We start from the raw sequence: 20,245 nt of genomic DNA, 5'->3' as shown, positions 1-20,245 counted from the left end.
CGGCCGCGGGCGATCGTCAGTCGGAGATTCGGCCGCTGCGAGTTCGGATCTCCGACCCACCGCGGCCGGTCGGAAATCTGCGGCCGCTACTCCGCCGGAAGCGGCGGGATCTCCGACCGGACGGGAATGGCAGTGCCGGCCGCGACGCCCGCGGCGACGGGAGGGGGTCCGACCGAGGAACGGCGCACGAGGTCGGCGTCGAAGACCACCGACTCCTCCTCCACCCGCTCCCCGTGGATGCGCTGCAGCGCACGTCGCGCGGCCGCGGCACCCAGCTCGTAGATCGGCTGCTCGACGACCGTCAGCGGCGGCGTGGTGATCTTGGTCCACTCCGGGTTGTCGAACGCGATGAGCGAGACATCCTCCGGGATGCGCAGGCCCAGCGTCCGGATCGTCTGGAAGACGGTCATCGCGATGAGGCTGTCGGACGCGATGACGGCGGTCACGGGGTCGTCGCCGGCGAGGAGCTCGCGGGCCACCGCATCCACCCCCCGGCGGCGCGCGTCGAGTCGGATGTTGCTCTCCGGTGACGGGATGCCCGCGTCGGTGAGCGCCTGCATCACCCCGTCCACGCGGTCCGCGACGCTGGACATGGTGATGGTGTCGCCGGGGGTGTAGACGGGCGCCGGGTGGTCGTGCGTCGATAGGAATGCGATCCGGCGGTGCCCCTCGGCGAGAAGTTCGGCCGTCGCGTGCGCCGCAGCCGTGCGGTTGTCGACGGTGACCGAGTCGTAGTGCTGCCCGTCGGCGCGGCGGTCGAGGAGCACGAGCGGCCGGCCGGCGGCACCGACCGCTGCCAGGTGCCCCACCCGCGCCGAGGAGGCGGGCGCGACGATGAGCGCGTCCACCTGCTTGTCGAGGAGCACGTCGACAGCGGCTTCTTCCGCATCCACGTCCTCGTCGGAGTTGGTGAGGATGACGTCGTAGCCGGCGCTGCTGGCCACGTCGGAGATTCCGCGCATCGCGTGCGCGAAGTACGGGTTCTCGATGTCTCCGACGACCACGCCGATGGTGTTGGAGCGTCCGGTGTTCATCGACTTCGCCAGGGAGTTCGGGCGGTAGTTCAGCTCCTCCGCTGCCGCTTGGACGCGCGACCGAACCGCCTCGCTGACCTGGCCATAGTCACCGAGCGCGCGGGCCGCCGTCGCCTTGGAGACTTTCGCCGCACGGGCGATATCCGCCACCGTGACGGCGCGACGGGATGCGGGGCGTGGGGACATCGGTGGACCCTTCCTGTTCGCGTCTCCGCGGTTGACGAACGGGGGAAACGTGTTGTAACGTCCCAGAAAACCAACTGAGACCGGTCTCAGCGTAATCGCGAGAGACCGGTCTCAGCAACAGGTAGATCGACGAGGATCGCGTCCCGCACCACGTCGGCACTCCCCACACGATTGGATCCCGCAGTGAAACGACGCACCTTCTTCCGGCCGGCGGCGCTGCTCGCCGCAGCGGCATCGGCCGCTCTGGTCCTCGCCGCCTGCAGTTCCGGGGGCGCTTCAGGCGCCGCCACCAAGGACAACCCGTACGGACTCATCGAAGCGGGGACCGTCCGCGTGGCCAGCCTCGGCGACGCGAAGCCCTACACGTTCACCGACTCCAGCGGCAACTTCACCGGGTTCGACGTCGAACTCTTCACCGATGTCGCCAAACGCGCACACCTCGGAAAGGCCGTCTTCACGGGCCAGGACTTCTCCGGCCTCCTCTCCGCCGTCGCCAACCACCAGTTCGACGTCGGCGTCGCAGCCATCGGCATCACCGACGAGCGCAAGAAAACGGTCGACTTCTCCGACGGCTACCTGGCCGGCTACCTGACCGTGCTCACGACGAAGACCGCGGGCATCGACTCGGCGAAGGACCTCGCAGGCAAGCGCCTCGGCGTCGTGCAGGGCACCCTCCAAGAGGCCTACGCGGTCAAGAACTTCCCGAAGGCGAACCTGGTCCGTTTCCCCGACAACAACGCGGCCGTCTCGGCGATCAACAGCGGGTCGGTGGATGCGCACTTCCTCGACTACGAGGCGGCGAAGAGCTACGTCGCCCAGTACCCGTCGCTCAAGGACGCCGAAGACATCCCCTCCTTCGACGCCCCCGCCGGCTTCGCCATCGCCAAGGGCAACCCGGCCCTCAAGAAGGCCCTCGACACAGCACTGCACGCCGCCATGGAGGACGGCACCTGGAAGAAGCTCTACCAGAAGTGGTTCCCGGGCTCGCCGATGCCGAAGCAGTACCTGCCGAAGGCCGAGCAGGGCGCGACGCCCAGCCCGACCAAGTAGGCGGACAGGGAGATCCCCATGGACTGGCTCACCACCATCACGCACACCTTCTTCGACATCCCGTCGATGCTGCAGGTCTTCCCGCAGCTGCTGGGCGTCGGACTCGTCAACACGCTGGTCATCTCGGCCGCGGCGACCGTCATCGGCGTCGTGCTCGGCATGGTGGTCGCCGTTATGGGGATCTCCACCTCCCGCTGGCTGCGCATCCCCGCCCGCATCTACACGGACGTGTTCCGTGGACTGCCGGCGATCCTCACCATCCTGCTCATCGGCCAGGGCTTCGCGCGGTTCTCGCAGTCGATCTTCGGACCGTCGCCGTACCCGCTCGGCATCCTGGCGCTGTCGCTCATCGCGGCGGCGTACATCGGCGAGATCTTCCGCGCCGGCATCCAGAGCGTCGAGAGGGGCCAGCTGGAGGCGTGCCGCGCGCTCGGCCTCAGCTACGGCAAGGCGATGCGTCTCGTCGTGGTGCCCCAGGGCATCCGCCGCGTCCTCCCCGCCCTGGTCAACCAGTTCATCGCCATCGTGAAGGACTCCAGCCTGGTGTACTTCCTCGGCCTGCTGGTGGGCGAGCGCGAGCTGTTCCGTGTCGGCCAGGACGCCGCCGTGCTCACGGGCAACCTGTCGCCGCTGGTGCTCGCCGGGCTGTTCTACCTGGTGATCACGGTGCCGCTGACGCACCTCGTCAACTACTTCGACAACCGGTTCCGTACCGGACGCCGCAAGCCGGCCCCGCCCAGGAGCGGATTGGACGAGCTCGACGAGGTCCAGCCGCCGACGCCCCTCACCCTCGGGAGCAACACATGACCTACACATCGCCCTTCCCCGCCCAGACGACGCCCGACTTCCGTGGCTCGGCGCTCGACCTCGTCGACCTGACGATGGCCTACGGTGACATCGAGGTGCTCCGCGGCGTGACCTTGTCCGTCGCTCCCGGCACCACCACCTGCGTGATCGGTCCGTCCGGCTCGGGCAAGTCCACCATGCTCCGCGGCATCAACCGCCTGCACGAGCCGAAGAGCGGCGACGTGCTGCTCGGCGGCGCGAGCATCCTCGGAACGAAGCCGGATGTCCTGCGCCGACGGATCGGCCTGGTCTTCCAGCACTTCAACCTGTTCCCGGACCACACCGCTCTGCAGAACGTCACCCTCGCGCTGCGCTCGGTGAAGCGGATGCCGAAGGCCGAGGCGCAGCGCGTGGCCGAGGAGCGGCTGGCCGAGGTCGGCCTCGGCGAGCGGATGGACCACCGCCCGCGCGACCTGTCCGGCGGCCAGCAGCAGCGCGTCGCCATCGCTCGTGCGCTCGCCATGGAGCCGGAGGTCATGCTCTTCGACGAGGTCACCAGTGCGCTCGACCCGGAGCTGGTGAAGGGCGTCCTCAACCTGATGGCCGACCTGGGACGTCGGGGCATGACCATGGTCGTCGTCACCCACGAGATGAACTTCGCTCGGAAGGTCGCCGACCAGGTGGTCTTCATGGACGAGGGTCGCGTGGTGGAGGCCGGCCGTCCGGACGACCTGTTCGACCGCCCGCAGAGCCCCCGCCTGCAGCGCTTCCTGTCGGAGGTGCTGTGAGCGGCGGCAGCCCGATCCGCGTCGGCCTGATCGGCTACGGCGTCGCGGGGCGGGTGTTCCACGCGCCCTTCCTGGCGGCGGACCCGTCGTTCGAGCTGGCCGCGGTCGTCACCTCGCAGGTCGACCGGCTGGCCGCCGACGTCCCCGACGCGACGGCGGTGCCCGATGTGGATGCGCTGCTCGCCCATCCCGGGCTCGACCTGGTGGTCGTGGCGTCGCCGACACCGCTCCACGTCGCCCACGCGACGGCCGCCGTGGAGGCCGGGCTGCCGACCGTCGTGGACAAGCCGTTCGCGCCGGACGCCGAGTCCGGACGCGCCCTCATCGAGCGGGCGGAGGCGGCGGGCGTCCGGTTCACCGTCTTCCAGAACCGGCGGTGGGACGGCGACTTCCTGACGCTGCGCCACCTGGTCGATGAGGGGACACTGGGGGATGTCCGCCGCTTCGAGTCGCGCTTCGAGTGGTGGAAGCCGACGGCCGACGACTCCTGGAAGTCCACCACCTCCGCCGGCGAGGGCGGCGGCATCCTCTTCGATCTCGGCGCCCACCTGATCGACCAGGCGCTGCTGCTGTTCGGGCCGGCGCGGGTCGCCCACGCCGAGCTCCGCAACCGGCGGGGCGGACAAGCCGACGACGACGCCTTCGTCGTCCTCGAGCACGACTCCGGCACGACGAGCCACCTGTGGATGAGCGCCGTCGCGCCCATCAGCGGCCCGCGCTTCCGCGTGCTCGGCGCGCACTCCGGCTTCGTCTCCTGGGGGCTCGACCCGCAGGAGGGGCAGCTGGCCGGCGGGATGCGCCCGCACGACCGGCGGCTGGGCCGGGCGATCGCCCCGGCCCGGCTGGGGACCGACGCCCACCCCGACGAGGTCACCCTCGCCGCCGGTGACTACGCCGACTTCTACCGTCGGCTCGCGGCGTCCCTGCGCGGCGACGCACCCCCGCCGGTCAACCCGCGGGAAAGCCTCGCGGTCCTCGAACTGATCGACACCATCCACACGCAGAACCGAAAGTGAGCACCATGACTGCACCATCCACTCGTTCCCGCGTCGTCGTCATCGGCGGGGGCATCCTCGGCGTCTCGACCGCGACGCAGCTGGTCCGCTCGGGCGCCGACGTGACCCTGCTCACCGAGGGCGAGCTCGCCAGCGGGGCGAGCGGGCGCTCCCTCTCGTGGCTGAACACGGCGGGCCTGCGCTCTCCGGAGTACCACGCGCTCCGCCAGCTCGGGATCGACCGCTATCGCACGCTCGCCGCCCGGGAGGACGTGTCCGCTTTCCTCCGCTTCGACGGCGGCCTGACGTGGGCGCCCGAGGGTGAGTCGCTCGCGGCCGTCATCGAGCACGAGCGGTCCATCGGCTACGACGCCCTCTGGGTCACCGCCGAGGACGTCGCCGACGTGACGCCGGGGGTCGACCCGAACGCGATCGCGACCGAGGGCGGCATCTTCAACCCGGGAGAGGGATGGGTCGACCTCCCGTCGCTGATCGCCCACCTCGCTGAGGAGTTCACAGCGCGCGGGGGCACGCTGATCACCGGAACCGGTCACGCGGAGGTCGTCGTCGAAGACGGTCGGGCCGTCGGCGCACTCACCCCCGACGGCCGTCGGTTCGACGCCGACGCCGTGCTCCTCGCGACCGGACCGGGTGTCCCGGCGCAGGTCGCCGAGCACGGCATCGCGATCGAGGACGGCAGCCCGACGGCCCTGCTGGTCTGGACGAAGCCGGTCGCGACCGACCTGAAGGCCGTGCTGAACACCCCGAACGTCGCCGTCCGCCCGACGCCGACCGGTGCGCTCGCCCTCGACTCCGCATGGTCGGAGGAGGCGCTCATCGTCGCCGACGACGGCACGGTCACCGTCCCGGACGGCATCGTCGAGCGGCTGCTGGAGGAGGCGTCCCGCGTCCTCGCGGGCAACCCCCGGCTGGAGCTGGACGGTCTCGGCATCGGCGGCAAGCCCATCCCGGGCGACGGCGAGCCGGTCCTCGGAGAGATTGAGGACATCTCCGGATACTTCGTCGCCTTCACGCACAGCGGCGCCACGCTGGGGCTGATCGCCGGCGAGCTGCTCGCCCGCGAGATCCTCACCGGCGAGAAGTCGCCGCTGCTCGACACGTTCCGGCCCGCGCGCTTCTCCGCTGCGCTGGTCTGAACGTCGCGGCGGGGGCAGGTGGGATGGCCCCCTCCGCCGGCCGGCCCGGCCGCCTCGGTTCCTGCGTCTCCTATCCTTGGAGCGTGGATGCGATCGAGGCGGCCGGGTTCCTGTTCGACATGGACGGGACGCTGGTCGACTCGACGGCGGTGGTCGAGTCGGTCTGGACCGAGTTCTGCGCCCGCAACGCCCTGGACCCTGTCGCCGTCCTCGCCTTCGCGCACGGCCGCCAGGCGGTCGACACCGTCGCCCATTTCCTCCCGTCGCTGGGTGAGGGCGAGCGCGCGGAGCTGGTTCGCGACCTCGTCGCCCAGGAGCTGACACGCACCGACGGGATCGTGGAGATCCCCGGCGCCGCGTCGCTGCTATCGCGACTCCGGGCGGATGGAGCCCCACTCGCCGTGGTGACGAGCGCCCCGCGAGAGCTTGCCGTGGTCCGGATGCGCGCCGCGGAGGTGCCGGTGCCGGAGGTGCTGGTCGCGGCCGAGGACGTCGACCGCGGCAAGCCCGACCCGCAGGGTTACCGGCTCGCGGCGGAGCGCGTGGGCGTGCCGATCGAGGACTGCGTGGTCTTCGAGGACGCCGAAGCCGGCCTGGTCGCCGCCGTCGCCTCCGGTGCCCGCGTCGTCGTGATCGGGGCGCACGAGTCGGCGACCACCGCCGGCCTGCTCCGGCTGCCCGATTACGCGCGCTTCGAGGCGGCCGTCTTCGCCTGACTCTCCGCTCAGCTTGCTTTTGCGGCCACTGCTTCCAACCCGGACGCGTGATCCAGCCAACATGGAACCGGATCACCCGAAAGGACCGGACAGTTGCACCTCCTCTTCGTTGACGAGAGCGGGACCGCTCCGACCGCTGAACAAGCGGCCAAGAATCCCATCTTTGTGATGGGTGGGCTGATCATTCCTGAGGACGTCTGGCCGAGACTGAAGGCGGACCTGGATGCGGTGAAGCGCAGGTTCGGCGTTACCGGGGAAATCAAATGGCGGTTCTTCTCACAGGCTCGGCCCGGAAGCAAACGAAATTCACTGAGCCACTTGGACGGGCGGCAGAAGGAAGAATTTCGCTCGTCGCTTCTTGGCTTCATCTCGAAGTATCAGAAGATCAAGCTCAGTACTTCCTTCAGGGCTTGGAGCGAGAGTCGCGCGTTCGAATGAACGGCATGATCGTGTGCGACAACCGTAACAACGACCAGGACAATCGCCTGAAAGAGTTCCACCAAACACTTCTGACGGGCGAAGGCAGGAACACGTCGGTGTACGAAAACCTCGTCGAGGGTCTCTTCATCGCAGCGAGTCACCACAGCGTCGGTACGCAGTTCGCGGACCTCGTGGCCGGCGCGGTCTTTCGGGCAGAAGCGCGAAACGACACACGATTCACGTCTCAAATCATGTCGGCGTTCCGTACGTCTCCGGGCGGTGTGATCCCGGGATATGGCGTGGTGTATGTGCCGAAAAAGTAAGACGCCGTGTCCGGGTTTCCCAGAACCTGCAAGTATCGGCGCAGTCACGGCGTATGCACAGGTTAACACAGTCCAGCCTGATCGAGAGAAGTCGTCAGTCTCGCCGCCAGCTGGCAGAACGGCATTGCGCGGAGCCTCCGCAAGCGAGGAGGATCTGCGGCATGGGCACCACGCGCGCCCCACGGCGACTTCCGAGACGGCCGGCGTCGAGCCTGGCGGAGCGATGGACGACGGTCGACGGGGTCGACGTCTTCTACCGCGAGTCGGCGCAGCCTCCGGATGCGCCCGCGATGATGCACGTCCACGGCTTCGGTCTGTCCGGACGTTACCTCCTTCCCACCGCTGAACGGCTGGCCGACGACTTCCACACGCTCGTCCCCGACCTGCCCGGGTTCGGCCGCAGCGGGAAGACGCCGAGCGGGCTCGACATCCCCGACCTCGCACACGCGGCTGCCCGGTTCCTGGACGATCGCCGCATCGAGAAGGTCACCCTGGTCGGGAACTCGATGGGCTGCCCGGTCATCCTCGAGTTCGCGCACCACTATCCCGAACGCCTCGAGCGGGCCGTGCTCGTCTCACCCGCCGGCGGCGTCTACAACCAGCCCCTCCGCCGCGCGATCGGTCAGCTGACCAAGGACGGCGGACGCGAGCCCGCGCGGATGGTGCGGGTCGCCACCCCCGACTACCTGCGATTCGGGGTGCCGAGCACGATGAAGATGTTCCGCGCCCTGACCCAGTACCCGTCGCTGGAGCGACTGCTCGAACTGCACGTCCCGACGCTCGTGGTGCTCGGCGACCGCGACCCCTTGATGCCACACCACGAGCGGGTGAGGCAGATCGCAGCAGAGACCGACAACCACGTCCTCCTGGTGCGGATCGAAGGGGCGGCCCACGCCATCAACTTCAGCCACTCGGGGGAGCTGTCCCACATCATCCGGCAGTTCATGGCGGACCAGCCGATCACCGACGACCCGGATTCTCCGGGGCATGCCCGCTTGTACGAGATCCATCGGGGGATCCACCTTCCGCCGGCTCCGTAGCCGCCCCTCAGCGGCTGGCCGCCCTCAACGGCTGGTCAGGCCGCTGCCCTGGCCGCAGATCGTGCGCCGCACCCACGCGTCCGCATCCGCGGGCGCCAGTTCGCCTGTGCGGACGAGGTGGACGAAGTCGAGCGCGTGATCCGTGAGCTGCCCGTCCGCAGAGTCGGGGGAATCGCGGCCGACATGGATGGACAGCCAGCGGGTTGCGCGAGTCCCGATTCGTGCGGCCACGGCGACGATGCCGGCGAAGTGCCGGGCCTGGCCGTCGGTGCCGTCGTCGACGTGACGGCGGAACCCCCGTCCGGGGATGCGGTTGGAGCCGCCGCGGCCAGCGTCGAGGGGCCAGAACAGGCCGCGGCGCACGCCCGCCGCCTCGTGCCCGAGCCTGCGGAGGAACTCACGAGGTGATAGCGCGCGGGAGGCCAGCCGCGAGCACGCCTCGGCGAGTTGCGCGCATCCGTCGCCGCTCATCCTGCGCCGCCGCTCATCCCGCCCCGCCGCGGAGCAGCGCTTCGGCGCCCGACTGCCACCACACCCCGGCGGCCGGTCCGCCGTTGCAGCTGCCGTCGCTGACGCCGGGGTGCTTCACCCAGAGGAGCGCGTCCAGCTTGCGGCCGTCGCCTTCCGTCACCTTCGGGTCCTCGCCCAGTTTCGCGCCGGGCGGGTTGCACCACGTGCCGGTCCAGCCGTTCCCGTTGCGGGAGACGTCGATGACGTAGTGCTTCCAGCCGACCTTCGACGACAGCCTTCCGGCGTAGTCCTGCTCGCGCGCGGTTGTGTCGAAGTTGGAGACGTTCGTGAAGAAGCCGTGCGCATCCTGCACCCCGGCCTTCCTCAGCCACGACGCCTGGTCGGCCGCGGACAGCCAGCGGGCGTTCCCGCCATCGAGATAGGTCGCGATGCCCGCCGATTCAAGGATGCCGACCGACGCCTTGAGCAGCGGCAGCCGCACCTCCGCCGAGCCGTCGCATTTGGGGTCGGCGAGCATGCCGAGCGAGTCCGGCTCCAGCAGCACGACGGCGTGGCTGCCGCGAAGGGTGGATGCGATGGTCCGGATCCACGGCAGGTACTGGTCGGCGGCGAGCCCGCCCTTCGAGTACCCGCCGCAGTCGCGGTTCGGGATGGCGTACGCGACGAAGACGGGCGTCGCCAGCTGGGAGCTGGAGTCCGCGACGTCATTCCGCAATTCGGTCACCAAGCGGTCACCCTGGAACCATTCGCCCAGCCAGACGGCGGTCGGAACGGCGGCGATCCGCCCGACGATCAACGCGGACGCTGTGTCGCCCTGAAGCTCCAGCCGCTTCTCGGCCGCGGCGGCTTCCGTGTTCGGATCGAGGTAGAGGCGAGTGGATGCGAAGGCCCGGGAGGCCGGGGCGCTCGCCGACGCCGTGGGTGCGGCCGAGGGACCGGTCGTCGCACTGCCATGGCGCGCCAATCCGAACGCCACCCCGGCCGCCACGATGACGACGGCCGCCGCGAGTGACGCGACGACGACCCGCTTGCGCATCCGCTCCCCTTTCGGACTGCTCGGAAAGCACACGATAACAGCGCCGTGTGCACCGCATCCATGTCGCCCGGATTGGGGTACAGATTCATGTCCTCCAAACGACCCACAGAACGGTCTTTCTGGCTATGCTGCGGATGTCACACCCGAGTTACTGCCTGTAGCCCCGCGAAGCCGAGCCCGAAACCCGGCCAGCGGGAGACCCGAACGCTGCAAAGGACGTATCGTGAACACCTCCTACAACCGCGCCCACGACCAGGCGCAACTCCTCGCCCGCCGCCACGAGCGCGACCTGCACTGGGCGAAGGAACGCCGCCGCCAGCACGAGCGGGAGGCGGCCGAAGCGCGCGTCCTCCTGGCCACGAACCCGCTGCGCCTCGCCGGAACTACCTTGTGGACCGCGGGCGCTCTGCTCGTCGCGGCGGCCGGTGCGTGGGGCCTCGCCATCGCTGCGGCCCCGTCATTCTGGGCGCTGATCGTCGACGCGATCGGGGTGGCCTTCGCCCTCGTCGTGCTGCTCGGTGCGGCCGTCTCGCTCAACCGTGTGCGGCGACGGCGTGCAGCCGCGCGCTCGCTGCTCCACGCGCGGGAGGCCCGGCTTTCGCACACGCAGTTCCACATCCATGAGAGCGTGCACTCGTTCATCGGAGCGCGCGTGGAGGTCGTCAACACCCGGGAGCAGGTCTCGGCCTGACACCTCTCCAGGGAGCAGAATGTCGGCGACGCTGAACCGTTCAGCAAGAGGAGCGCCATGGCCATCGAGGTGCTGCCGGCCACCGGTCGATGGGACGACTTCGCCCGCTTCATGGTGCCCCGCAAGCCCGGCGGTGGTGGCTGCGTGTGCATGTCGTACCGCGACGCGCGGCTCGGGATGCCGGCGCGCATCGCCTACATGCACGCCGAGTGCTCGGCGGAGCCGGGGCCGGGAGTCCTCGCCTACGTCGACGACGAGGTCGCCGGCTGGTGCTCCGTCGCTCCCAAGTCCACCTACCGGCGGCTGATGAACTCGCGCACCATCCCGCACCTGGACGAAGACCAGGAGCCGTGGTCGATCGTGTGCTTCGTCGTGCGGGGCGGATTCCGGAAGCGCGGTCTCATGCACCAGCTGCTGGATGGGGCGGTCGACCATGCGCGGTCCTCCGGCGCGACGATGGTCGAGGGCTACCCGGTCGACACCGACGAACGGGTGGATCAGATCAGCGGCTACGTGGGGACGGTGCGCCTGTTCGAGGCCCACGGCTTCTCGCGCCTGCAGGGGACGGAGGCTCACTCTGGCGGCGCCCAGCGCTGGGTCATGCGGCGGGAGCTGCCCTCTTCGTAGCGTCACGAGGCGAGGGCAGCTGCCAGCATTTGCGGTAACCGATCCACTCAGGGAAGGACGATGACCTTCCCGGTGATCGGGCCGGCCGCGGCTTCTGCGTGCAGGGCCGGCAGCTCCGTCAGCTGGATCCGTCGGGTGACCTCGACGGTGAGCTCGCCGGCATCGACGAGGGACACCAGCTCTGCGAGGCGTTCCCGGTTCGGCAGCACGAACACCGTCGATGCGCGCACCCCACGAGCGTCGTCGCCGGGTGTGGCCATGAAGGCGGTGGTGCTGACGACCACGCCGCCGTCGCGCACGGCCGCGACGTACGCGGCGAACTGCTGCGGCTCGATGGGCGCGAGGTTCAGCAGGACGTCGACCTGCCCGTCGATCGCGGTGAGCAGGTCGGTGCTGGTGTGGTCGACGATCTGGTCCGCGCCGGCGGCTCGCACCGCGTCCAGGCTGCGAGGGCTGGCCGTCGCGATGACGTTCACCCCGGACCGCTTGGCGAGCTGGATGGCGTACTTGCCCACGACGCCGCCGGCCCCGACGATGAGGACCCGCTGGCCCGCCTCGAGGCCGCCATTGTCGAAGAGGGCCTGCCATGCGGTGAGTGCGACCGACGGCAGTGCGGCGGCATCCGCGAGGGGGATGGTCCTGGGCGCCGGGACCACAGCCTCCGCCGGAGCGATCACGTACTCGGCCGCAGCACCGTCGCGCTCCATCGGCAGGAACCCGATCACGGCATCCCCGACCGCGAGCCCCTCGACGCCGTCGCCCAGCGCATCGATGGTGCCCGAGACGTCGTACCCGGGCACGTGCGGGAGCTCGAGCGGGATCGGCAGGAACCCGGCCCGCATGCCGGTGTCTGCTGGGCTGTACGCCGACGCGGCAACGCGTACTCGAACCTGCCCGGGAGCAGCGGTCGGCTCCTCGACGTCGTTGTACTGGAGGACTTCCGGTCCTCCGAATTCGTGGAACTGTACTGCCTTCATGGGGAGACCCTTCTCGTAGTGCTTCGAATTCGAAGCATCTAACGACAAAGTAGCACTGCTTCGAAGTCGAAGCAACAGCTATTGTCGGAACATGACGGAAACACCTGCCTCCCTGACCCCGACGCAGCTCAGCGCGTACTTCGCGTTCACGGAGGTGGGAAGCCTCCTGCGCCCGGCGGTCGAGAAGCAACTGCGTGAAGTCGGCGGGCTGAGCTACGTGCAGTTCCAGCTGCTGGCGCGCCTGGGCGACTCGCCGACCGGCCACCAGCGGATGACGGACCTCGCCGACGGCGTCGTCTACAGCCGCAGCGGCTTGACCTATCAGGCGCAACTGCTCGAGCAGCGCGGCCTCATCACCCGCTCGCCGTCGCCGGACGACGAACGCAGCACCGTTGTCGCCATCACTGCCGGAGGGCGCGAGGTGCTCGCTGCGGTGTTCCCCGGCCACATCGACACCGTGTACCAGCTCCTGTTCGCGCCGCTCACCGACGCCGACGCCGGCGACCTCGCCCGCATCCTCGGACGCGTCAGTGAGCACCTGCGCGCAGCGCCGCCGCGCTCGGCGACCAGGCGCCGAGCGAAATGAGGCGGCCTCAGCGGGAGGAATCCCTCCTCTTGAGGCCGATCCAGGCGAAAGCGACGGCCAGGCTGATAGCCGCGAGCGCCGAGCCGAAGACGGACAGGCTTCTCGCTTGATCGGGTTCGCTCCCGATGCGGGATATGCCCATTACGAGGACAGCGAGCGCTGATCCGGCGAGCGCCCCGACGAGGAGCAACATGAGTCGATCGAGAGTCTTCATCGATTGCCCTCTCTCATCGAGGCGGCAGCAGGGCTTCCGTCACCTGTTATGACGCGAATGCATCCGGATCGTGACGCAGCACCATCGAAATCGTTGCTTGTTGCTCTGCCCGCCAGTCGGGGACCTCCTACGAAACAGAGAACGTTTCTATAATCGAACACATGCCCTCGATCGATGACGGAGCCGGCCCCTCCGCGCCACCGCTGCAGACACTGTCGCGCGGGATCCGGATGCTCGAACTGCTGGCCGACGCGGGGGAGCCGCTGAGCATCCCGGCGATCGCCTCCCGGCTGGGCCTGCACCGCTCGATCGCGTACCGCATCCTGCGCACGCTCGAAGATCACGGTCTGGTGATCCGGGATGCGGCGGGCGCGGTCGAACTGGGCCCGCGGATGGCGACCCTCGCCCGCGCGGTGTCGCGGGACCTGCAGTCGGCCGCGCTGCCGCAGCTCACGGCCGTGGCGAATGAGCTCGGAATGACCGCGTTCCTTGCGGTGCTCGACCGGCACGACGTGGTGACCTTGGTGACCGTGGAGCCGACCCACGCACACGCCACGGTGGCGCAACGGCCGGGGACGCGGCATCCGCTCGCCTCCGGTGCCCCCGGAATCGCCATCCAGTCGGTGCTCACCGATGCACAGTGGAGCGCGCTGCCGGGAGAGCATGTGCGCGATGAGGCGGAACTCGCCCGCGCTCGCGGCTACGCGACCAGCCACGACGAGGTGATCGCGGGACTCGCCTCCATCGCCGTCCCGGTGCGTGCGCCCCGGCAGCCGGTGGCCGCGCTCGCCGTCGTCTATGTGACCAACGACGTGGATGCGGACGCCCTCGGTGCGCGGCTGCGTCAGGCGGCCTCCGCCATCGAATCCGACCTGCGCTGAGGGCACGCCGATGCATCGTGTGAGCGACGCCGACGGCTCGCCGCCCTCGGACGTCGTGGCGGCGTTCGGCGGCACCGGACCCGTGGAAAAGCTCCCGGGCGGGCGGGGAGTCACCTGGCGCGCGGGTGCCGTGGTCCTGCGGCCGGTGGAGGCCGACGGTGAGACGGAGTGGGCGTCGGAGGTCCTCGCCCGGCTGGAGGCCTCGGATGCGTTCGGCGTGCCCGCGCCGCTTCCGGACGACCGCGGTTCGTGGACGCGCGACGGCTGGCACGCCCTCCGCTGGGTCCCGGGGGCGGCCGATCCCTCACGGGTGGATGACGTCCTCCGTGCCGGGGACGCGTTCCATCGCGCCCTGTCCACTGTTGCGAAGCCGGACTTCCTCGAGCGCAGGTCGCACCCGTGGGCCCGCGCCGACCGGATCGCCTGGAGTGAGGAGCCGGGTCCGGTCGAGCCGTTCCTCGCCCGGCTGCGGGATGCGTACCGCCCCGTGGACCTCCCTGCCGGACTGATCCACGGTGACCTGCTCGGGAACGTGCTGTTCGCGGACGGCCGTGCTCCCGCGGTCATCGACTGGGCGCCCTACTGGCGTCCGCGGGTCTACGCCGACGCGATCGTGGTGGCCGACGCCGCCTGCTGGCACGGCTACGCTCTCGACCGTCTCGGCGACGATCGGGGGGTCACCGAGTGGAGGCAACTGCTGCTGCGCGCGCTGGTCTTCCGCATCGCCACCTTCCAGCTCGTCGGCACGTGGTCCGACTCCCTGCGCGCAAGGCACGACCCTGTCGTGGAGGCCGTTCTGGCGCTCTGACCGCGACGCCTGCCCGCTCAGCGAGCGAGCGAGGTGAGTGCCAGGATCGGGCGGAAGAACGCCGTGAGTTCGTCGGTCGCGGTCAGCGGAAGGACGTGCGCAACGTACTGGTCCGGTCGCACCACCACCATGGCGCCGCCCCGGTCGATGCCGCGCTCGGCGAAAATGTCGTGCTCGGGGTCGCTGGCGTAGATCTTCTCGTAGTCGATCAGGCCGAACGGCCCGACCCGGGGCAGGAACGTCTCCGGCACGACGCCGAGATCGACGGCGGTGTGGTCCTGCTGGTAGATCACCTTCACGTCGAACCAGGCGTCTGGGTCGGCGCCCTCCGGTGTCGCGGCGAGCGGTGACTCCGGCGCGGACAGCATCCACTCGGCCAGGTCCGCGACGGCAGACGGCTGCCCGGCCGCCGCCTCGTCCGCGAAGACGTAGATGCGCCAGCGACCGTCGGCGCGGGCGTGGTGCCCGAGGTGCACCGGGTTGCCGTCGCACACCCGCTCGACCGGCGCGGACTTGAAGCGCTTGCCAATGGGGAAGCCGCCGGCGAGGTCCTGGTGTGCCGCTTCGCCGACGATCAGCGACGGCGAGTACTGCGTCATGAAGCCGGCCGGGAACTCCGCCGTCCTCACGTAGAAGTCCTCCAGCTCGGACGGGCTGGCGAACTCCTCCGGCTTCTTCGCCATCAGCGTCGACCACTCCTTGTCGAAGTCGATGAGGTCCTTCGCGACCACCTGGCGCTCCGCCGAGTAGGTGGCGAGGAGCGCCTCCGGAGCCCGTCCGTCAAGCACGTGGCCGAGCTTCCAGCCGATGTTGAAGCCGTCCTGCATCGAGACGTTCATGCCCTGACCGGCCTTCGCGCTGTGCGTGTGGCAGGCATCGCCGGTGATGAAGACGCGCGGTGTGCGCATCCCGAGCTCGTGGGGGAGGACGTCGTCGAAGCGGTCGGTCAGGCGGTGGCCCACTTCGTAGACGCTGTGCCAGGCGACATTGCGCACGTCGAGGGTGTACGGATGCAGGATGGCGTTCGCCTTCGCGATGATCTGGTCGATCGTGGTCGACCGCACGGCGCCGTTGTCGTCGGGGCGGACCTCGCCGAGGTCGACGTACATCCGGAAGAGGTAGCCGCCTTCGCGCGGGATCAGCAGGATGTTGCCCGCCTCCGACTGGATCGAGCACTTGGTCCGGATGTCGGGGAAGTCGGTGACCGCCAGAGCGTCCATCACACCCCAGGCGTGGTTGGCCTGGTCGCCCGCGAGGTGGCAGCCGATCGCCTCGCGGACCTTGCTGCGTGCGCCGTCGGCGCCGACCACGTACTTGGCGTGGACGACTCGCTCGGCTCCCTCGTCCGGCCCCGCCGTGCGGCGGAGGGTGACGGCGACGGGATGCTCGCCCTCGCCGACCTGCAGCCCCACGAACTCGTAGCCGTAGTCGGGCGTCAGGCGGGACGGCGAGTGGGCCGCCACCTCGGCGAAGTAGTCGAGCACGCGCGCCTGGTTGACGATGAGGTGCGGGAACTCGCTGACGCCGGTGGGGTCGTCCACCGGGCGGGCGGTGCGGACGATGCGGGACGGATCGGCCGGGTCCGGCTTCCAGAAGGCCATTTCGGTGATGCGGTACGCCTCGGCGATGATCCGCTCGGCGAACCCGAACGCCTGGAAGGTCTCCACGCTGCGCGCCTGGATGCCGTCCGCCTGGCCGATGGCGAGCCGGCCGGGGCGACGCTCCACGAGGCGGGTGACGACGTTCGGGAACTGTGCAAGCTGCGCCGCGGCGATCATCCCCGCCGGACCGCTGCCGACGATGAGCACGTCGACGGTGTCCGGGAGCTCGGCCGGGCGATCGACCCCCGTTCCGCCGGGCTCGTGGATGCGCGGGTCGCCGGAGACGTAGCCGTGGTGGTGGAACTGCACAGGGTCCTCACTTCGTTGGCAGGCGTTCATTATGCGAACGCAGTGTTCGCATATCGCAGCAAGGGTACCGCATTGCGCCCGTCTGCGTCACGATCCGGCCCCGATGCTCGTCTGGAGGGGCATGGACGTCACCACCTCCCGGCCCGCAATCGCATCCGTGGGCCGGCGAATCCTGGTGCATCTCGCCCTCAGCGGCAACCTGCTCGTCCAGCTCGTGCTGGTCGCGGTCGGGATTCTCCTCCTCCTCGACGGCGGTGCGGAGAGCACCGTGATCCTGCTGGCGGGCTGGTGCCTGCTCGCGTTCGGGTACGTGGTTGCGGTCGCGGCGGTCATCGCCATGGTGTCGCGGCCGCCGCGCACCGCGCCGGGCGCCCCGCTGCCGGGGATCTACCTGGGCTGGGCCGGCCACGTCGTCGCGGCGACCTCGACTCTGCTCGCCAGCCTCTGTGGCATCGCGGGCGCCGTACAGGTCAAGCTCACTCACGGCCAGGATCAGGACGAGGCATTCGCCGCCGTCGTCGGCACCGCTGCGATGCTGCTGTCGTGGCTGCTGCTGCACTGGGGGTACGCGCAGTTCTACCACCGTCGGCACATCCGCGCTCCCCGGTCGGTGCTCGCCTTCCCAGGCACCGAGCGCCCGCGGCTGAGCGACTTCGTCTACTTCGCCTTCACCGTCGGCACCACGTTCGCCGCATCGGACGTGAAAGTGCTGTCGCCGCGGCTGCGGTGGGTGGTGACGAAGCACTCGATCATCAGCTTCTTCTACAACGGCGCGATCATCGTCCTCGCGTTCAACACGCTGACGGCGGCCAGGTGATCGCGTAGCTTTCCGCAACAGAGCGGTCGCGCTTCGAGGCGGTACCGCACCATAGTGGGATGCCGGAGTTCAGCACAGCCCAGGTCCACGCGGGAGAGTCCCGCGACGCCGCCCACGGTGCCCGCGTCACGCCCATCTACCTGACCGCGGGGTTCGAGTTCGACAGCTTCGCCCAGGCGGAAGGCCGCTTCGGTGGTGAGGAGCCGGGCTACACCTACAGCCGCTCGGGCAATCCGACGACGGCCGCCCTGGAGCGGCGCGTCGCCGCCCTCGAGCACGGCCGCGAGGCCATCGCGGTCGGAAGCGGTCAGGCGGCGCTCACGGTGGCGCTGCTCGGCCTGGTGCAGACCGGCGATCACGTCCTGTCGGCCCAGAGCGTCTACTCCGGCACGCGCGGACTCTTCGAGAACGGCCTCCGCCGGCTGGGCATCGTGATCGAGTTCGTCGACGACCCGACCGACCTGGACGAGTGGCGTCGCCGCGTGCGGCCCAACACGCGTGTCCTGTTCGGCGAGTCGATCGCCAACCCCGGCAACGAGATCCTCGACATCGAGGGCGTCGCCGCGGTGGCGCACGACAACGGCATCCCGCTGATCGTGGACAACACGCTCGCCACCCCGTACCTGCTGCGGCCCGGTGCCCACGGCGCCGACATCGTCGTGCACTCGGCCAGCAAGTACCTCGGTGGCCACGGCAGCACCCTCGGCGGAGTCGTCGTCGACCAGGGCAGCTACGACTGGGCCGCGTCGCCCTTCACGCACCTGACATCGCCGGACGAGTGGCTGGAGGGGTCCAGCTACGTCGAGGCGCATGGGGCCGCCGCCTACACGCGGTTTGCTCGATCGGTCATCGCTTCGTTGTTCGGGCCGGTGCTGTCGCCCATGAACGCCTTCCTCATCCAGCAGGGGGTCGAGACTCTCTCACTGCGCGTCCAACGCCAGTCCGACAGCGCACTCGCCGTCGCCCGTTGGCTCGAGTCGCGTCCCGAGGTCGTGCGGGTCGACTACGCGGGGTTGGAGTCGCATCCCGACCACGAGCTCGCCCTCCGCTACCTGCCCCGCGGTCAGGGTGCGGTGGTCGGGTTCGCTCTTGCCGGAGGAACGTCGGCTGCCGAGCGCTTCTACGACGCCGTCGAGCTGTTCAGCCGGATGACCCATATCGGCGACGTGCGCTCGCTCATCCTCCACCCCGCCTCCACCACCCACGCCCACCTGAACCGCGGCGTACGCGAGGAGACGGGGATCACGGACGGACTGCTCCGCCTCTCGATCGGGCTGGAGGACGCGGATGACCTGATCGCCGACTTGGTTCGTGGAATCGCGGCGGTGAATGCGGCCGATGCGATCGTGACGGACGCGGTCGTGGCCGCCGCCGGACGCTAGGAGGAGACGATGGCACGACTGCAGCACTTCGGCTGGTTCTTCAGCCGTGGGTTCGGCCCGCAAGGCTGGGGCCACCCGTACTGGGAGTGGGGCTACGACTGGACGCGACCCGACCTCTACCAGCAGTCGGCACGTGAGCTGGAGCAGGCCGGTCTGGACCTGGTCATCATCGAGGACGCGCTGTCTCTGGGCTTCCCCGACACCGTCGACCTGCGCGTGCGCGAAGCGTACGGCGGCCCGAAGCACGACCCGCTCATGCTCTCCCCCTACCTGCTCGATGCCACGCGGCACCTCGGCGTCGCGCCCACGATCAACGCGGGCGCGTACCCGCCGTACGTCGCCGCACGGCAGTTCGCCAGCCTCCACCACCTGAGCGGCCACCGTCTCGGCGTCAATGTGGTCACCGACGTGGGCAGCGCCCGCCACATCGGGCTGCCGGCGCTGTCGCACGACGCCGCCTACGACCGTGCCGAGGAGTGGCTGACCGTCATCCGCCGGCTGTGGCACAGCTGGGACGACGACGCACTCATCCAGGACGCCTCCACCCGGCACTTCGCCGACGGTTCGAAGATCCGGCCCTTCCAGCACGAGGGCGAGTACTTCCGCCTCGCCGGGCCGCTCAATGCCGTGCCGTTCACCGAGGGCGACCCGGCGATCGTGTCGCCCGGCGGATCGCCGCGCGGGATCGCGTTCGCGGGCACCCACTCCGACGTGCAGCTCGCGCTCGCGCCGCTCGACGCGCAGAGCATCCGCGACTACCGCAGCAAGATCAGGGAGGCCGCGATCGCCGCGGGCCGTCACCCCGACTCGATCAAGGTGCTCTTCGTCTTCAAGCCCGAGGTCGTCCCGAGCGACGAGGAGGGGCGCCGCGTCGTCGAGGCGTCGAAGCATCCCACCGACGATGAGCTGTTCCGGGCGCTCGCCGGCCAGTCGAGCGACCTGGAGACCGACCTGACCGTGCTCTCGCTCGACGAACCGTTCGACGTCTCGGTCTTCGGCGACCACGTCTCGCAGGGCAGCATCAAGGGGCTGTTCGGCAAGCAGGGCATCCGCGACGGCGTGACGCTGCGCGAGCTCATCGCGCCGAAGGTCGTGAAGGGCCGCATCGCGGACCGCGCGGGGTTCGTGGGGACGGCCGAGCAGATCGCCGACTTCATCGAGGAGATCGGGGAGGAGGCCGACAACGACGGCTTCATCTTCTCCGGCGACCTGCACCCGGTGACGCTGCACCGCTACCTCGACGAGCTCGTCCCGGTGCTGCGTCGGCGTGGCATCCTGCGCCAGGAGTACGGGAACGGCGGCATCCGCGCCAACCTCTCGGACTTCTGACCCGGTCGTGTCCGGCGGCGG

The 20,245-nt window shown here is 69.8% G+C and carries 23 protein-coding genes; 17 read left to right on the top strand and 6 right to left on the bottom strand.

All coding sequences use genetic code 11. The annotated features are described in order from the left end of the window. Positions 1-86: 86 nt before the first annotated feature. Entirely contained in the window at positions 87-1,220 is a 1,134-nt protein-coding gene (locus AB4079_RS02900) for a LacI family DNA-binding transcriptional regulator (RefSeq protein ID WP_441785770.1), read from the bottom strand. A gap of 183 nt (positions 1,221-1,403) precedes the next feature. Here AB4079_RS02900 and AB4079_RS02895 point away from each other — a divergent pair, with 183 nt between their 5' ends. The 9 genes from AB4079_RS02895 to AB4079_RS02855 all read left to right on the top strand — a co-directional run bounded on the left by AB4079_RS02895 (position 1,404) and on the right by AB4079_RS02855 (position 8,495). Continuing rightward, positions 1,404-2,270 carry an ABC transporter substrate-binding protein gene (locus AB4079_RS02895; protein WP_441785769.1) on the top strand — a complete coding sequence of 289 codons (867 nt, stop codon included), beginning with the start codon at positions 1,404-1,406 and terminating at the stop codon, positions 2,268-2,270. 18 nt (positions 2,271-2,288) lie between these two features. Beyond that, positions 2,289-3,077 (top strand): amino acid ABC transporter permease, encoded by a 789-nt coding sequence (locus AB4079_RS02890; RefSeq protein WP_441785768.1) that lies wholly within the window; start codon positions 2,289-2,291, stop codon positions 3,075-3,077. Next, entirely contained in the window at positions 3,074-3,844 is a 771-nt protein-coding gene (locus AB4079_RS02885; RefSeq protein WP_441785767.1) for an amino acid ABC transporter ATP-binding protein, read from the top strand. The genes AB4079_RS02890 and AB4079_RS02885 overlap by 4 nt, the downstream gene beginning before the upstream one ends. After that, positions 3,841-4,860, top strand: coding sequence for a Gfo/Idh/MocA family protein (locus AB4079_RS02880; RefSeq protein ID WP_441785766.1), 1,020 nt, complete (start codon positions 3,841-3,843; stop codon positions 4,858-4,860). Before AB4079_RS02885 ends, AB4079_RS02880 begins: the two co-directional genes overlap by 4 nt. A 5-nt stretch (positions 4,861-4,865) precedes the next feature. Beyond that, entirely contained in the window at positions 4,866-5,996 is a 1,131-nt protein-coding gene (locus AB4079_RS02875; protein WP_441785765.1) for an NAD(P)/FAD-dependent oxidoreductase, read from the top strand. Positions 5,997-6,079: 83 nt separating this feature from the next. Beyond that, positions 6,080-6,712 carry an HAD-IA family hydrolase gene (locus AB4079_RS02870; protein ID WP_441785764.1) on the top strand — a complete coding sequence of 211 codons (633 nt, stop codon included), beginning with the start codon at positions 6,080-6,082 and terminating at the stop codon, positions 6,710-6,712. A gap of 93 nt (positions 6,713-6,805) precedes the next feature. Further along, positions 6,806-7,150, top strand: coding sequence for a DUF3800 domain-containing protein (locus tag AB4079_RS02865; protein ID WP_441785763.1), 345 nt, complete (start codon positions 6,806-6,808; stop codon positions 7,148-7,150). Then, entirely contained in the window at positions 7,147-7,455 is a 309-nt protein-coding gene (locus AB4079_RS02860; RefSeq protein WP_441785762.1) for a DUF3800 domain-containing protein, read from the top strand. Before AB4079_RS02865 ends, AB4079_RS02860 begins: the two co-directional genes overlap by 4 nt. Before the next feature lie 161 nt (positions 7,456-7,616). Continuing rightward, positions 7,617-8,495 (top strand): alpha/beta fold hydrolase, encoded by an 879-nt coding sequence (locus tag AB4079_RS02855; RefSeq protein ID WP_441785761.1) that lies wholly within the window; start codon positions 7,617-7,619, stop codon positions 8,493-8,495. A 24-nt stretch (positions 8,496-8,519) separates the two neighbouring features. Here the strand turns inward: AB4079_RS02855 and AB4079_RS02850 are convergent, their stop codons facing one another. Next, the gene (locus AB4079_RS02850; protein ID WP_441785760.1) at positions 8,520-8,966 is read right to left on the bottom strand and encodes a hypothetical protein; all 447 of its coding nucleotides are present in this window, start codon (positions 8,964-8,966) and stop codon (positions 8,520-8,522) included. Between the two features lie 13 nt (positions 8,967-8,979). Beyond that, positions 8,980-10,002 carry a glycoside hydrolase family 6 protein gene (locus AB4079_RS02845; RefSeq protein WP_441785759.1) on the bottom strand — a complete coding sequence of 341 codons (1,023 nt, stop codon included), beginning with the start codon at positions 10,000-10,002 and terminating at the stop codon, positions 8,980-8,982. 223 nt (positions 10,003-10,225) lie between these two features. Between AB4079_RS02845 and AB4079_RS02840 the strand changes: the two genes are divergently transcribed. Beyond that, a complete protein-coding gene (locus tag AB4079_RS02840; RefSeq protein WP_441785758.1) occupies positions 10,226-10,693 on the top strand; it encodes a hypothetical protein in 468 nt (155 codons plus the stop codon). Positions 10,694-10,750: 57 nt separating this feature from the next. Continuing rightward, positions 10,751-11,320, top strand: a complete 570-nt coding sequence (locus AB4079_RS02835) for a GNAT family N-acetyltransferase (protein WP_441785757.1) — start codon at positions 10,751-10,753, stop codon at positions 11,318-11,320. Between the two features lie 47 nt (positions 11,321-11,367). Here the strand turns inward: AB4079_RS02835 and AB4079_RS02830 are convergent, their stop codons facing one another. Then, complete coding sequence (locus tag AB4079_RS02830) at positions 11,368-12,297, bottom strand: NADP-dependent oxidoreductase (RefSeq protein ID WP_441785756.1); 930 nt, start codon at positions 12,295-12,297, stop codon at positions 11,368-11,370. Between the two features lie 91 nt (positions 12,298-12,388). Between AB4079_RS02830 and AB4079_RS02825 the strand changes: the two genes are divergently transcribed. Beyond that, positions 12,389-12,883 carry a MarR family winged helix-turn-helix transcriptional regulator gene (locus AB4079_RS02825; RefSeq protein ID WP_441785755.1) on the top strand — a complete coding sequence of 165 codons (495 nt, stop codon included), beginning with the start codon at positions 12,389-12,391 and terminating at the stop codon, positions 12,881-12,883. A 7-nt stretch (positions 12,884-12,890) separates the two neighbouring features. Here the strand turns inward: AB4079_RS02825 and AB4079_RS02820 are convergent, their stop codons facing one another. Next, positions 12,891-13,097 (bottom strand): hypothetical protein, encoded by a 207-nt coding sequence (locus AB4079_RS02820; protein WP_441785754.1) that lies wholly within the window; start codon positions 13,095-13,097, stop codon positions 12,891-12,893. Positions 13,098-13,258: 161 nt separating this feature from the next. Between AB4079_RS02820 and AB4079_RS02815 the strand changes: the two genes are divergently transcribed. Next, entirely contained in the window at positions 13,259-13,978 is a 720-nt protein-coding gene (locus AB4079_RS02815; protein WP_441785753.1) for an IclR family transcriptional regulator, read from the top strand. Between the two features lie 10 nt (positions 13,979-13,988). Then, positions 13,989-14,786, top strand: a complete 798-nt coding sequence (locus tag AB4079_RS02810; RefSeq protein ID WP_441785752.1) for a hypothetical protein — start codon at positions 13,989-13,991, stop codon at positions 14,784-14,786. A gap of 17 nt (positions 14,787-14,803) precedes the next feature. Here the strand turns inward: AB4079_RS02810 and AB4079_RS02805 are convergent, their stop codons facing one another. Then, positions 14,804-16,696 carry an FAD-binding monooxygenase gene (locus AB4079_RS02805; protein ID WP_441785751.1) on the bottom strand — a complete coding sequence of 631 codons (1,893 nt, stop codon included), beginning with the start codon at positions 16,694-16,696 and terminating at the stop codon, positions 14,804-14,806. Between the two features lie 121 nt (positions 16,697-16,817). On the opposite strand from AB4079_RS02805, the gene AB4079_RS02800 reads away from it, so the two are divergent. From AB4079_RS02800 to AB4079_RS02790, 3 genes are read left to right on the top strand one after another with little or no spacing between them, the layout of a single operon-like run. Then, entirely contained in the window at positions 16,818-17,513 is a 696-nt protein-coding gene (locus tag AB4079_RS02800; protein ID WP_441785750.1) for a DUF1345 domain-containing protein, read from the top strand. A 59-nt stretch (positions 17,514-17,572) separates the two neighbouring features. Then, positions 17,573-18,895 carry an O-acetylhomoserine aminocarboxypropyltransferase/cysteine synthase family protein gene (locus tag AB4079_RS02795; RefSeq protein WP_441785749.1) on the top strand — a complete coding sequence of 441 codons (1,323 nt, stop codon included), beginning with the start codon at positions 17,573-17,575 and terminating at the stop codon, positions 18,893-18,895. 9 nt (positions 18,896-18,904) lie between these two features. Further along, positions 18,905-20,224, top strand: a complete 1,320-nt coding sequence (locus AB4079_RS02790; RefSeq protein WP_441785748.1) for an NtaA/DmoA family FMN-dependent monooxygenase — start codon at positions 18,905-18,907, stop codon at positions 20,222-20,224. Positions 20,225-20,245: the final 21 nt, after the last annotated feature.

The sequence above is a fragment of the Leifsonia sp. 2MCAF36 genome (genome assembly GCF_052115525.1).
Taxonomy (GTDB): Bacteria; Actinomycetota; Actinomycetes; order Actinomycetales; family Microbacteriaceae; genus Leifsonia.
This window is presented reverse-complemented; position numbering and strand designations above follow the sequence as displayed.